Raw genomic sequence first — 13463 nt, 5'->3', positions numbered from 1 at the left:
GGAAAACCTCCTTGGTGCCGCTTTATAGTTCAGCGAGGATCGTGGACGACGCGGAAACCTTTTCGCCAATCGACACGCGCGGACGGCTGCCCACCGGCAGATACACGTCGACGCGCGAACCGAAGCGGATAAATCCGTAACGCTGACCACGGGTGAGCGGCTCACCTGCCCGTACGTAGCAAAGAATGCGCCGCGCGATCAAACCGGCGATCTGCACCGACGTCACGGTCTGGCCGCCGGCCGTTTCGATCACGATCGCATTGCGTTCGTTTTCGGTAGAAGCCTTGTCCACCGCGGCATTCAGATACGCGCCCGGGAAATATTCGACCTTGGAGATCGCGCCATCCACCGGCGAGCGTTGCGAGTGGACGTTGAAGACGTTCATGAACACGCTGATCTTCAGCGCTTCACGATTGGCATACGGATCGTGCGCGGTCTCGACTGCGACGATACGGCCGTCGGCCGGGCACAGCACGGCATTCGCCTGCGTGGGGATCGGGCGTGCCGGGTCGCGGAAGAACTGCACGACGAAAATCAACAGCAGCCAGAACAGCCATGAAACGCCGAATCCCGCGAAGAAGTGAATCAGGAGTGCAACGACGGCCGCGATGGCGATGAACGGCCAGCCTTCTCGCGCGATGATCGGATGTGGGTAATTCATGAATGGCTTCTGTGTTTTTGTAAAACCGTAGGATAGCAAAAGCCGCCCAGGGTTCAGCACCCTTGGACGGCTTTTTGATCTGTCCGGTTGTTACGGCATAGCGCCGCACCGGACATCGGCTTGAATCAGCTTAGTTCTTCGACTGGTCGACCAGCTTGTTCTTCGCGATCCACGGCATCATTGCGCGCAGTTTCGAACCGACCTGTTCGATCTGGTGCTCGGCCGTCAGACGGCGGCGCGATTGCAGCGTCGGTGCGCCGGCCTTGTTTTCGAGGATGAAGCTCTTTGCGTACTCGCCCGTTTGAATGTCGGTCAGCACAGCCTTCATCGCCTTCTTCGTTTCAGCCGTCACGATACGCGGACCCGTCACGTACTCGCCGTATTCGGCGTTGTTCGAGATCGAGTAGTTCATGTTCGCGATGCCGCCTTCGTAGATCAGGTCGACGATCAGCTTCAGTTCGTGCAGGCATTCGAAGTACGCCATTTCCGGCGCGTAGCCTGCTTCCACCAGCGTTTCGAAGCCGGCCTTGATCAGGTCGACCGTACCGCCGCACAGCACGGCTTGTTCGCCGAACAGGTCGGTTTCCGTTTCTTCGCGGAAGTTCGTTTCGATGATGCCGGCACGGCCGCCGCCGTTCGCCGCAGCGTACGACAGCGCGATGTCACGTGCTGCGCCCGACTTGTCCTGCGCGACAGCGATCAGGTGCGGCACGCCGCCACCTTGCGAGTAGGTGCCGCGAACCGTGTGGCCCGGCGCCTTCGGCGCAATCATGATCACGTCGAGGTCGGCACGCGGAATCACCTGGCCGTAGTGAACGTTGAAGCCGTGTGCGAACGCGAGCGCCGCGCCTTGCTTGGCGTTGGCGTGCACTTCCTTCGCATAGACTTCGGCGATCTGCTCGTCCGGCAGCAGCATCATGACCACGTCTGCGCCCTTGACGGCTTCCGCCACTTCCTTGACTTGCAGGCCGGCGTTCTCAGCCTTGCTCCACGATGCGCCGCCCTTGCGCAGACCGACCGTGATGTTCACGCCGCTTTCCTTCAGGTTCAGCGCGTGCGCATGGCCTTGCGAGCCATAGCCGATGATGGTGACTTGCTTGCCCTTGATGAGGGAGAGGTCGGCGTCCTTGTCGTAGAAAACTTTCATGTCGGTTCCTTGGCTAAATTCGATGATTCAGTGAGATTCAAATACTGCATATAGTTGTTGCTGGCCGGGTTCTTAAAGGCACTGCCCGGCCTGGATCGAGACGGTTGAACGCTCGCGCGTCACACCTTCAGAATGCGCTCGCCGCGACCGATACCCGAGCTGCCCGTACGGACCGTCTCGAGAATCGCCGTAGCGTCGAGCCCTTCGATGAAGGCATCGAGCTTCTCGCTCGCGCCCGTCAGTTCGATCGTGTAGGTCTTTTCAGTGACGTCGATGATGCGGCCGCGGAAAATATCCGACATCCGCTTCATCTCCTCACGTTCCTTGCCGACCGCCCTCACCTTGATCAACATCAGCTCGCGCTCGATGTGGGCGCCCTCGGTAAGGTCGACCACTTTCACCACCTCGATCAGGCGGTTCAGATGCTTCGTGATCTGTTCGATCACGTCGTCCGAGCCAATGGAGACGATGGTCATGCGCGACAGCGAACGGTCTTCGGTCGGAGCCACCGTCAAGGTTTCAATGTTGTAGCCGCGTGCCGAGAAGAGACCAACCACGCGTGATAACGCGCCCGGTTCGTTTTCCAGCAGGACGGAAATGATGTGTCTCATGTTTCGCTTCTTCCAGATGTTTTGTCGATGTCTGCGAACGGTTCGCGCCGCTTCGTCCGCAGCTCGCCTTTCATGAAGGCGCGCAGGACGAAGCCAACGCGGCGTTTAACTCAACGCGCCGTCGTTATAGATCTTCCGAACCCATGAGCATCTCGGTGATGCCCTTGCCGGCCTGAACCATCGGCCAGACGTTTTCGGTCGGATCGGTCTGGAAATCGAGAAACACCGTGCGATCTTTCAGGCGCAGCGCTTCCTTGAGCGCCGGCTCCACATCGGCCGTGCGTTCGATACGCATGCCGACATGGCCGTACGCTTCGGCGAGCTTCACGAAATCCGGCAGCGCATCCATGTACGAATGCGAATAGCGCTTGCTGTATTCGATCTGCTGCCACTGGCGCACCATGCCCAGATAGCGGTTGTTCAGCGAAATGATCTTCACCGGAGTCTCGTACTGCTTGCAGGTGGAGAGCTCCTGGATACACATCTGGATCGAGCCTTCGCCCGTGATACAGAGCACGTCGTCGTCCGGGTGCGCCATCTTCACGCCCATCGCCGCAGGCAGGCCGAAGCCCATCGTGCCGAGACCACCGGAGTTGATCCAGCGGCGCGGCTTGTTGAAGCGATAGAACTGCGCCGCCCACATCTGGTGCTGGCCGACGTCGGAACACACGAAGGCATTGCCGTCGGTCAGTTCCCACGCCTTTTCCACCACGTACTGCGGCTTGATGATGTCGCTCTTGCGGTCGAACTTGAGGCAGTCTTTCGCGCGCCAGGCTTCGATGTCCTTCCACCAGTCGGCGAGCGCCGCGGTGTCCGGGCCATGCTCGGCCGTTTGCAGCTGCTCGATCAGCTCCTTCAGCACTTCCTTCACGTCGCCGACGATCGGAATGTCGACCTTGACGCGCTTGGAGATGGAAGACGGATCGATGTCGATATGGATGATCTTGCGCGGACGCGATGCGAAGTGCGCCGGGTCGCCGATCACACGGTCGTCGAAACGCGCGCCGATCGCGATCAGCACGTCGCAGTGCTGCATCGCCATGTTGGCTTCGTACGTGCCGTGCATGCCGAGCATGCCGAGGAATTTCTTGTCGCTCGCGCGGTAGCCGCCCAAACCCATCAACGTGTTGGTGACGGGGTAGCCGAGCAGGTCGGCGAACTGGTTCAGCTCACGCGATGCGTCCGCGAGAATGATGCCACCGCCGGTATAGATGTACGGACGCCTGGCCGACAACAACAGCGAGACCGCTTTGCGGATCTGGCCGGAGTGGCCCTTCGTGACCGGGTTATACGAGCGCAGCGAAACCGTTTTGAGCGGTTCGTACTGGCACGGCGCCTTCGACACGTCTTTCGGAATGTCGATCAGCACCGGGCCGGGACGGCCGGTACGAGCAATGTAGAAGGCCTTCTTGACGGTGGCGGCGAGGTCGCGCACGTCCTTCACGAGGAAGTTGTGCTTCACGCAAGGACGCGTGATACCGACCGTGTCGCACTCCTGGAACGCATCCTGGCCGATCGCGGCAGTCGGCACCTGGCCGCTGATCACCACCATCGGGATCGAATCCATGTACGCGGTGGCAATGCCGGTCACCGCATTGGTGACGCCGGGGCCGGAGGTCACGAGGCACACACCGACCTTGCCGGTGGAACGCGCATAGGCGTCTGCGGCGTGGACCGCGGCCTGCTCGTGGCGCACGAGGACGTGCTGGAATTTGTCCTGCTTGTAAAGCTCGTCGTAAATGTAGAGTACCGAGCCGCCGGGATAGCCCCAGACAAACTCGACGTCTTCGTCGGCCAGTGCCTTCATGAGCACGGTGGCGCCGATAGAGTCAGCTTCGGGATGGGGGGTCGTATCCGACGTGGAGAATTCCGCGCTGGGCATATTCATTTATTCACCTTTCGAATTTTCGGCAAAAAATTGATCGGGTGCTCTCTGCCGGGCTTGTGGCTCGGGTTCAAGCGGCGCGTCCAGTTGACAGGTGAGCTTCTTGGGCCACACCTCAATGAGACAAGTCACTTATGTTGCGAACCAGCGACGATATCTGCAGACGCCCGCGCGGTCAAGCAAATATTGCCTGAGCACGCCGCACCGAACTCGCGATATTGACCGAAAGGCTGTTATGGAGATGCAAGCTGAATCACGTTTCGCCCCAGCGACGCAAAAGTTTGTTAGCATCCGCGAGTTTTACGACATTTTTCGACCGATTACGCGCACGCTCGCTGCGCCGACCCCCAACGGATGGCATCAGACAAGGAACTCGCCGATTTTCTGGCGGGCGTCGAAAGGCGCGCATTCAAGCAGACGGTCTACGCCGTGCGGGACGACGACGCCTCGCTCGACATCGTGCAGGACGCGATGATCAAGCTCGCCGAAAAATACGGCGACCGTCCGGCGGCCGAACTTCCGCTCCTGTTTCAGCGTATTCTCCAGAATGCGATGCACGACTATTTCCGTCGTGCCAAAGTGCGCAATACTTGGGTTAGTCTCTTTTCGTCGCTCGGCAACGCCGACGACGACGAATTCGACCCCCTCGAAACCTTCGAGGCCCAGCAAGGCTCGGCGGGCTCCGAGAGCAACGAACAGAAACTCGAACGCGAACAGGTTCTGCAGTTAATCGACGACGAGATCCAAAAGTTACCGGCACGTCAACGGGAGGCGTTTCTCATGCGTTATTGGGAGGATATGGATGTCGCCGAGACTGCCGCCGCAATGGGCTGCTCCGAAGGCAGTGTGAAAACGCACTGCTCGCGGGCCACCCACACGCTGGCGCAAGCGCTCAAGGCCAAAGGAATCACGCTATGAGCTCCCTAGAAACCAAAGAACTCGAGTTCGCCCGCCAGGTGCGCCGCGCGCTCGACGAAAACGCCGCCAGCATTCCGTCCGCCACTGTCGATCGACTCGCCGCGGCGCGCCACGCCGCGCTCGCCCGCAAGAAGCCCGAAACCGTGAGTGCGCCCGTGTTCGTGCCGGCCTTCGCCGGCGCGGGCTTGCCTGCCGGCATGCCGCCAGCCGAACTGCCGCAGCGCCGCCGTTCGCCGCTGCGCCGCTTCGCGCTTGCGTGGCCGCTCGTCGCGCTGGTGGTCAGCCTCGTGGGGATCGCCTACTGGGAAGACCAGCAACGCACCGCCGAGCTCGCCGATATCGATGCCGCCATGTTAAGCGACGACCTGCCGCTCAATGCCTATCTCGACCACGGTTTCAACGCGTACCTTTCACGCGCCCACTGAGCGGGAGATTTCTCGGGTGAGTTACAAGCGCGGCCTGGCCGTTGTTTTCGGATGCACGATCGCGGCCCTGGTGTCGTTCGCCGCGACATATCCGCGCTTTTACCCGGGTCCGTCGACCGCCAGTGCGCCCGTCGCGGGCGGCAACGCCACCGCCAAGGCGCCCGCGCCCTCGCCCACGCTCGCCGTCGAATTGCCGAGCCTGCCCGGCAGCAACAGCCCAATGGCGTGGACGCGCCTGACTTCCGCCGAGCATATCGCGCTCGCGCCGTTCGAAGCCCAATGGGATTCGTTTAGCGACGAACGCAAGCGAAAATGGATCAAGATCGCGTCGCGTTACCCGAAGATGTCGCCCGATGCGCAAAAACGCCTACACGAGCGCATGACTGAATGGACCCGCATGACGCCCGATCAGCGGCGTGTCGCGCGAGAAAACTATCAGGTGTCGAAGGAATTGCCGCGCGAAGCCCGGCAGAACGCGTGGAAGGCCTATCAGCAACTGCCCGAAGAGCAGAAGGAACGGCTCGCCGCCAGCGAGCGCAAACGGCGGCCGAGCGTCGTCAGTGCGCCGCCGTCGGGCCGCAGTGAGATCAAGGGACTCGATCGGCTCGTGAATGCGCGTGAGCACGGCGCAAGCGGCGCCGCAGCCGTGAGCGCCGCGGCGGCCGCGTCGTTGCCGAGCCCGGCCGCCGCGCCGCCGATTCCCGCCGCCGGCAGCTTCGTGCCCGCTACGCCGGTGCCGGTTTCGCCGGCTGAAGCGCCGTCGATCTTCAACGGCTCCTGATCGGGCCCCACTGTGTCCCAGCCGCTTTCGACCCCTGCATTGCCCGCTGATGCAACCGGCAATGCGCCCACCGTAAGGCGGCGTCTCGCAGCGCTGCTGTACGAAGCGCTGATTCTGTTCGGCGTGGTGTTCATCGCCGGATATCTGTTCAGCACCCTGACCCAGCAACGCGACGGGCTGACCCATCACAACCTGCTGGCCGCATGGATCGGGCTCGTGGTCGGCGTGTACTTCGTCTGGTTCTGGACCCACAGCGGCCAGACCCTGCCGATGAAAACCTGGCGTCTGCGCGTCGTCGCCGCCGACGGTGCGCCGCTCTCCACCGGTCGTGCCGTAACCCGCTACGTGCTTGCGTGGCTGTGGTTTTTGCCGCCGCTCGCGCTGCATCCGCTGCTCGGTCTCAAGCTGCCGCAGACGCTCGCGATCGCAGGCATCTGGTTCGTGTTGTGGGCCGCCACCGGGCGCGTCGATTCGCAACGCCAGTTTCTGCACGATCGCCTCGCCGGCACTCGGGTCGTTAGCGTCTCCGGTTGAGCGGTTGAACCCGACGGGCAATTCTTTCGCTCTCCTGTTGGACCGGCGCCACATCGTGCGATCTGCAACGGCGGTTCTTTTGATGCGTTGATTTCCGCCGCCCGCGCTTTGCCGCTTCTCCCGCTGCACCGCCTCTCGCCCTTTGCCGAGTCTCCCGCTTCGCCACCTTTCGCCCTTTTCTGCGTCTCCCGCTGCACCGCCTCTCTCCCTCCGCCCTGTCTCCCGCTCCGCCACCTCTCGCCCTCCGCTGCGTCTCGCGCTTCACAGACCATCGCACCTCACACCAATTCGATTTCACTGCATCTTCCGCCTCGCATCTCACACCCCACCGCCCCCTCTCCCCACGCCCGCAGTAATAAGAACTTCTCATGACTGTCACGGCACAGTCACGCGCGCCCGGCCCAATACGGGCACCGCAACTCGACGCGTGAGCCATGGACCCCAAAACGTCCGCGACTTCCCTGTTCCGCCAGACCGGCCCGAGCGTCGACCCCGTCGCGTTCCTCCCGGAACCCAACCATAGCCACGGACGGCCGTTGCCCGTGGCGCCATTGCCGCTCGACGCCAACGCCGGCCAGCACGACGACGACCACGCCGCGCCGCACCGCTACCGCACCATCTGGCTCTCCGACATCCATCTCGGTTCGAGCGGCTGCCAGGCGCCCTATCTGCTCGATTTCCTGCGCCACAACGAGTCGGAGTATCTGTACCTCGTGGGCGACATCATCGACGGCTGGCAGTTGAAGAAAGGCTGGTACTGGCCGCAGGCGCACAACGACGTCGTGCAGAAGGTGCTGCGCAAGGCGCGCAAAGGCACCCAGGTGATCTACGTGCCCGGCAATCACGACGAAGCCGCGCGCCAGTTCTGCGACCTCGCGTTCGGCGACATCCACGTGCGCGGCGAGGCGTTTCACACCACGCTCGCCGGCAAGCGTCTGTGGATCGTGCACGGCGATCTGTTCGACGGCGTGATCCAGCACGCCAAGTGGCTCGCCTATCTCGGCGACACGCTCTACACCATGATCCTGATCCTGAACCGCTGGTTCAACCGGATCCGCAGCCGGCTCGGTTTTCCGTACTGGTCGCTATCGCAGTACCTGAAGCATCAGGTGAAGAACGCGGTGAATTTCATCTCGTCGTTCGAACGCGTGATGACCGACGAAGCGCGCCGCCGCGGCTGCGACGGCGTGGTCTGCGGGCACATCCACAAAGCCGAGATACGCGATATCGACGGCGTGCTGTATTGCAACGACGGCGACTGGGTCGAAAGTTTGTCAGCACTGGTCGAGACGTATGAAGGCGAACTCAAGGTGATCTACTGGACCGTGGTGCGCTCCCCTGAAGTGGGCGTGCAAAAGGCCCGGGCGACCGCGTAGTCCCTGCTTGTTAACTTCTCAATTGGGCCGAAACCGATGAAGATCATGATCGTCACCGACGCATGGGAACCGCAGGTCAATGGCGTCGTGCGCACGCTGAAAAACACCACGCGCGAACTCAGCGCACTCGGCCACCGCGTCGATCTGCTGACGCCGCTCGAGTTCAAGACGATCCCTTGCCCGACCTATCCGGAGATCCGTCTGTCGCTGCTGCCGCGCCGCAAGCTGCGCCAGCGTATCGACGCATTCGCGCCCGACGCCTTGCATATCGCCACGGAAGGTCCGCTCGGCATGGCCGCGCGCGCCTATGCGATTCAACACAAGCTGCCGTTCACGACCGCTTATCACACGCGTTTTCCGGAGTATGTGCAGGCGCGCTTCGGCATTCCGCTCGCCGCAACCTACAAGTTCCTGCACTGGTTTCACAAGCCGTCTCTGTCCGTTATGGCGCCCACGCCGGTCGTCAAGAGCGACTTGGAGAAATTCGGCTTCACCAACGTCGTGCTGTGGACGCGCGGCGTCGACCTGGACATCTTTCACCAGATGGACTCGAAGGTGCTCAATACCGCCCGGCCGATCTTTCTGTACGTGGGACGCGTGGCGGTCGAGAAAAACGTCGAGGCGTTTCTGAAGCTCGATCTGCCCGGCTCGAAGTGGGTGGCCGGTGAAGGCCCGGCGCTCGCCGAACTGAAGTCGCGCTATCCGCAAGCGAATTATCTGGGCGTGCTCACGCAGGCCGAACTGGCGAAGGTCTATGCGGCCGCTGACGTGTTCGTGTTCCCGAGCCGCACCGACACGTTCGGGCTCGTGCTGCTCGAAGCGCTCGCCTGCGGCACGCCCGTCGCGGCATATCCGGTCACCGGTCCGATCGACGTGCTCGGCGACGGCGGCGCCGGCGCGATGCACGAGGACCTGCGCGAAGCTTGCCTGGAAGCCCTGAAGATCGATCGCAACCATGCGCGCGCGTGGGCCGAACGCTTCTCCTGGGCGGCGGCCTCCGAGCAGTTCGCCGCGCATCTGAAGCCATTGCCGCGCGCAACGTACCGCGAGGAAAGTGCCGCCGCGTGACGCGGCGCGCCGAGCTGTCCATGCGAACCAGAACCTCTCCTGTGGCCCGCGCGTCGAACGGCGCGCTGCGTGCCGTCGATACCGACAGCACCGCCAGCATCGAACCGTTCGACGACGTGAGCGAACCAGGCACGCCGAATCATGCAGATCACGCGCATGGTTTGGACGGCATGAACGGCACGCGCGTGACGAACGACATGCGACACGCCCCGCCACGCGACGCACAAGACGAAACGCAGCACGACGCGCAGCACGAACCGCTCAGCCCCGACGATCCGCTCGCGCCGCTGCCCTTCAATCCGTACAAGGGCAATCGCGGCGTCACGCGCGCCTGGCACGCGATGAAAAATTCGCTCGCCGGGTTTCGCGTCGCGATCCGCGAGGAAAGCGCGTTTCGCCAGGAACTCACGCTCGCCGCGATCCTGATTCCGTGCGGCGTGCTGGTGCCGGTCGATCCGGTATCGCGCGTGTTGCTGCTCGGCTCCGTGCTGCTGGTGCTGATCGTCGAGTTGCTGAATTCGAGCGTGGAAGCGGCTATCGACCGCATTTCGCTCGAACGCCACGAACTCTCGCGACGCGCGAAGGATCTCGGCAGCGCGGCCGTGATGGTCGCGCTCGGCATGTGCCTGATGACGTGGCTGCTGATCGTCGGGCCGCTCGTCGCGCACTGGGTCAAGGCATGGCTGTGAAGCCACGCCGCGGCCGCTTCAGTGCAGCCGAACCGTAAGCGAACTGTGCGCGAAATCGCCGCGAATAATGAAAACCCTGAGTATTCGCTTGGTATAAGAACGCTCGGTTTATAATCGTTCGATACACCAACCGCGTCCGGGCGGATCACGCAAAGAGCGGCACGCCGCCGTGTGCCCCAGCCCGGCGTAACCAGGGCCGGACGACATGGAAGCCAAACCTCCCCGCCGCACGCGCGAACGGATTCTCGAACTCTCGTTGAAGCTGTTCAACGAAATCGGCGAGCCGAACGTCACGACGACGACGATCGCCGAGGAAATGGAAATCAGTCCAGGCAACCTGTACTACCACTTCCGCAACAAAGACGACATCATCAACAGCATCTTCAGCCAGTTCGAGCAGGAGATCGAAAAGCGTCTGCGTTTTCCCGACGACCATCGCGCGACCATCGACGAAATGTGGTCGTATCTGCAGTACATGGTCGATTTCACCTGGCGCTATCGCTTCCTGTATCGTGATCTGAACGATCTGCTGGCGCGCAATCGCACGCTCGAAACGCACTTCAAGCAGATCATCAGCCACAAGGTGCGTTTTGCGAGCCAGTTCTGCGAGCAGCTCGTGGCCGACGGCGAAATGGTCGCCACGCCTGAAGAACTGCACGTGATCGCCACCAACGTCGGCGTGATCGGCACGTATTGGCTCTCGTATCAGTTCGTGATGAACCCGCGCAAATACAACGAGCAGGAGGCGATTCGCGCGGAGCTGCATCAGGTGAGCGTGCAGATCGTCTCGTTGATGGCGCCTTATCTGCGCGGCCGCTCACGGCAGATTTTCGACGACCTCGTGTCGGGCAAACTGCCCAAACGCGAGTTTTACGACTACCTGCCGCCCAAGGAAGGCGCCGCGCCCCGCAACGAACCGAAGGACGCTTGAGCATGAAGTCGGTGTGTGTGTATTGCGGCTCCTCCAACGGGGCTAAACCGTTGTATGCCGAAGCGGCGCGCGCCTTTGGCCGCGCGCTGGTGCAAGCCGATCTGGCGCTCGTTTACGGCGGCGGCAAGGTCGGTCTGATGGGCGTGATCGCCGACACCGTGATGGCCGAAGGCGGCCGCGCGATCGGCGTGATTCCCGAACTGCTGGTCAGCAAGGAAGTCGGTCACAACGGCCTGACCGAACTGCACGTGGTGCCCGACATGCATCATCGCAAGAAGATGATGGCCGACCTGTCCGACGCGTTCGTCGCGATGCCGGGCGGCGCGGGTACGCTCGAAGAACTGTTCGAGGTCTACACGTGGGCGCAACTCGGCTACCACCAGAAAGCGGTGGCCGTGCTGAACATCGACGGCTTCTATGACCCGCTGATCAATCTGCTGCAGCATACCGTCGAAGAAGGCTTCATGCGCCAGACCTATTTCGACATCCTGCAGATCGACGCCGATCCCGCCGCGTTGATCGGCAAGCTGCAACGCTATCAGCCGCCCGCCAGCGACAAATGGGCGATCAAGCGCGACGCGGTCTGACTTTTCCCGAACGATGAGGTTGCGATGACGAAAGCCGTTCTGATCACCGGTGGCAGCCGCGGCATTGGCCGCGCAACCGCGCGTTTGCTGGGTGCGCGCGGCTGGTCCGTCGGCGTGAATTACGCGCAGAATCTCGCGGCAGCGCAAGACACCGCCGCCGATGTGGAACGGGCCGGCGGCCGCGCGTTGACGATCGCCGGCGACGTCGCGAACGAGGCCGACGTGCTGGCCATGTTCGACACGCTTGAACAGAAGTTCGGGCGGCTCGATGCACTCGTCAACAACGCGGGCATCGTCGCGCCGTCCAGCCAACTCGCCGACATGGACCTCGCGCGCCTGAAGCGCATGTTCGACGTCAACGTGCTCGGCGCATATCTCTGCGCACGCGAAGCCGCGCGGCGCATGTCCACCACGCGTGGCGGCGCGGGCGGCGTGATCGTGAACGTTTCGTCGGCGGCGTCGAGGCTCGGCTCACCGAACGAATACGTCGACTATGCCGGCTCGAAAGGCGCCGTCGACACCATGACGCTCGGCCTCGCCAAGGAACTCGGCCCGCAAGGCGTGCGTGTGAACGCGGTGCGCCCCGGCCTGATCGACACCGAGATCCACGCAAGCGGCGGCAAGCCCGAGCGCGCCGCGCAACTCGGCGCGACCACACCGCTGGGCCGCCCCGGCACGGCCGGTGAAGTGGCCGAGGCCATCGTCTGGTTGCTGAGCGACACCGCCTCGTATGTGACGGGCGCACTCCTCGACGTGGCCGGCGGCCGCTAGGCGTTTCGCGCGCGCTGATCGCAAATCTAGAACGATGAACCCGGTTCGCGCAGGAACGCGCTTTCTTCAGCCGTAGAAGAACGCCCGAGCAGCGCATTGCGATGCGGAAAGCGCCCGAACCGCTCGATGATTTCCGCGTGGCGCACCGCGGACCGATAATACGACGCGCCGCCCGGTTCAGCTTTCAGCAGTTTGAACAGTCGCAAAGATTCGCGCTGACCGGCGAGCGTCTCGTCGTGTTCGAAAGGCAAATAGGCGAACGCGCGATGATGCGCGCTCGGCAACAAGCGATCGGCGCCGCTTGCGATCATCTGCTGCGCGGTTTGCAATGCCTTGTGGTCGGCCGCGAACGCGCGCGATGTGCCACGATGACAATTGCGGGAAAACTGGTCGAGCACGATGACGAGCGCCAACGCGCCGAGCGGTGTGTCGGCCCAGTGGTCGAGCGTGGACTCGCATGCCGCATCGATCAGGGTTCCGAAGCGTTCACGCAGCATCGTGTCGAACGCCGCGTCGCGTGAAAACCAGCGTTTGTGCTGCTTACCGAACTCGGGCGTGCCCGGCGCGCCGAACCAGCAGTCGAGAACTTCGCGTGCCTGCGGAGGCAGAACGGCATAGTCCGCCGAAGTCGTGCGCGAAGTCTGCCCAGCCTCCTCAGCCATTGCGATTGCGCATCCAGTCGGCCGTTTCGAAGAACGAGCCGAGCAAGCGCTCTCTCAGCGGCTCCGCGAGCCCGATATCTTCCATCGCCCACGCCATGCATCTGAGCCACTGATCGCGCTCGCCGGATGCGATCGCGAACGGCAGATGCCGCGCGCGCAGACGCGGATGACCGAAGCGGCTGATGTAATGATCCGGACCGCCCAACCATCCGCATAAAAACCAGAAGAACTTGTCGCGCGAACCGTCGAGCGATTGCGGATGCAACGCCCGAATTCCGGCGAAGTCTGCTTCAAGATCCATCAGATCGTAAAAGCGGTCCACCAGTTCGCGCACGCGCGCCTCGCCGCCCACCAGTTCGAAGGCCGTGGGCTGCGCCGTGGACACTTCGTCGTTCAAATCACTCATACCCACTCACC

At 62.7% G+C, this 13463-nt stretch carries 16 protein-coding genes; 10 read left to right on the top strand and 6 right to left on the bottom strand.

Annotation, left to right across the window (positions count from 1 at the left end; translation table 11 throughout):
• Positions 1-22: 22 nt before the first annotated feature.
• The 4 genes from P0D68_RS07335 to P0D68_RS07320 all read right to left on the bottom strand — a co-directional run bounded on the left by P0D68_RS07335 (position 23) and on the right by P0D68_RS07320 (position 4307).
• On the bottom strand, positions 23-661 hold the full coding sequence (locus P0D68_RS07335) for a phosphatidylserine decarboxylase (protein WP_011487483.1): 639 nt from the start codon (positions 659-661) through the stop codon (positions 23-25).
• A 130-nt stretch (positions 662-791) separates the two neighbouring features.
• Entirely contained in the window at positions 792-1808 is a 1017-nt protein-coding gene (gene ilvC / locus P0D68_RS07330) for a ketol-acid reductoisomerase (RefSeq protein ID WP_091795894.1), read from the bottom strand.
• Positions 1809-1927: 119 nt separating this feature from the next.
• Complete coding sequence (gene ilvN / locus P0D68_RS07325; RefSeq protein ID WP_091795896.1) at positions 1928-2419, bottom strand: acetolactate synthase small subunit; 492 nt, start codon at positions 2417-2419, stop codon at positions 1928-1930.
• A gap of 124 nt (positions 2420-2543) precedes the next feature.
• Positions 2544-4307: an acetolactate synthase 3 catalytic subunit gene (locus P0D68_RS07320; protein ID WP_091795898.1), complete on the bottom strand. Its 1764-nt coding sequence runs from the start codon at positions 4305-4307 to the stop codon at positions 2544-2546.
• Between the two features lie 351 nt (positions 4308-4658).
• Between P0D68_RS07320 and P0D68_RS07315 the strand changes: the two genes are divergently transcribed.
• The 10 genes from P0D68_RS07315 to P0D68_RS07270 all read left to right on the top strand — a co-directional run bounded on the left by P0D68_RS07315 (position 4659) and on the right by P0D68_RS07270 (position 12384).
• Positions 4659-5222 carry an RNA polymerase sigma factor gene (locus P0D68_RS07315; protein ID WP_054034971.1) on the top strand — a complete coding sequence of 188 codons (564 nt, stop codon included), beginning with the start codon at positions 4659-4661 and terminating at the stop codon, positions 5220-5222.
• On the top strand, positions 5219-5647 hold the full coding sequence (locus P0D68_RS07310; protein WP_408297068.1) for a DUF3619 family protein: 429 nt from the start codon (positions 5219-5221) through the stop codon (positions 5645-5647). Before P0D68_RS07315 ends, P0D68_RS07310 begins: the two co-directional genes overlap by 4 nt.
• 16 nt (positions 5648-5663) lie before the next feature.
• Positions 5664-6428: a DUF3106 domain-containing protein gene (locus tag P0D68_RS07305; RefSeq protein ID WP_408297070.1), complete on the top strand. Its 765-nt coding sequence runs from the start codon at positions 5664-5666 to the stop codon at positions 6426-6428.
• A gap of 12 nt (positions 6429-6440) precedes the next feature.
• Positions 6441-6962: an RDD family protein gene (locus P0D68_RS07300; protein WP_408297072.1), complete on the top strand. Its 522-nt coding sequence runs from the start codon at positions 6441-6443 to the stop codon at positions 6960-6962.
• A 434-nt stretch (positions 6963-7396) separates the two neighbouring features.
• Positions 7397-8338, top strand: coding sequence for a UDP-2,3-diacylglucosamine diphosphatase (locus tag P0D68_RS07295; RefSeq protein ID WP_408183452.1), 942 nt, complete (start codon positions 7397-7399; stop codon positions 8336-8338).
• A 36-nt stretch (positions 8339-8374) separates the two neighbouring features.
• Positions 8375-9406 carry a glycosyltransferase family 4 protein gene (locus tag P0D68_RS07290; protein ID WP_091795909.1) on the top strand — a complete coding sequence of 344 codons (1032 nt, stop codon included), beginning with the start codon at positions 8375-8377 and terminating at the stop codon, positions 9404-9406.
• Positions 9407-9426: 20 nt separating this feature from the next.
• Complete coding sequence (locus P0D68_RS07285; protein WP_408297075.1) at positions 9427-10095, top strand: diacylglycerol kinase; 669 nt, start codon at positions 9427-9429, stop codon at positions 10093-10095.
• Between the two features lie 205 nt (positions 10096-10300).
• The gene (locus P0D68_RS07280; RefSeq protein ID WP_091795911.1) at positions 10301-11026 is read left to right on the top strand and encodes a TetR/AcrR family transcriptional regulator; all 726 of its coding nucleotides are present in this window, start codon (positions 10301-10303) and stop codon (positions 11024-11026) included.
• A 2-nt stretch (positions 11027-11028) separates the two neighbouring features.
• Complete coding sequence (locus P0D68_RS07275; RefSeq protein WP_408183445.1) at positions 11029-11613, top strand: LOG family protein; 585 nt, start codon at positions 11029-11031, stop codon at positions 11611-11613.
• A gap of 24 nt (positions 11614-11637) precedes the next feature.
• Positions 11638-12384 (top strand): SDR family oxidoreductase, encoded by a 747-nt coding sequence (locus P0D68_RS07270; RefSeq protein WP_408183443.1) that lies wholly within the window; start codon positions 11638-11640, stop codon positions 12382-12384.
• A 26-nt stretch (positions 12385-12410) separates the two neighbouring features.
• Here the strand turns inward: P0D68_RS07270 and P0D68_RS07265 are convergent, their stop codons facing one another.
• Both P0D68_RS07265 and P0D68_RS07260 read right to left on the bottom strand, forming a co-directional pair.
• Positions 12411-13046 (bottom strand): DUF924 family protein, encoded by a 636-nt coding sequence (locus P0D68_RS07265; RefSeq protein WP_408297078.1) that lies wholly within the window; start codon positions 13044-13046, stop codon positions 12411-12413.
• Positions 13039-13452, bottom strand: a complete 414-nt coding sequence (locus P0D68_RS07260; protein WP_091795923.1) for a group II truncated hemoglobin — start codon at positions 13450-13452, stop codon at positions 13039-13041. Before P0D68_RS07260 ends, P0D68_RS07265 begins: the two co-directional genes overlap by 8 nt.
• Between the last annotated feature and the right edge of the window lie 11 nt (positions 13453-13463).

Source organism: Paraburkholderia sp. RL17-380-BIE-A, from assembly GCF_046028085.1.
GTDB lineage: Bacteria > Pseudomonadota > Gammaproteobacteria > Burkholderiales > Burkholderiaceae > Paraburkholderia.
This window is presented reverse-complemented; position numbering and strand designations above follow the sequence as displayed.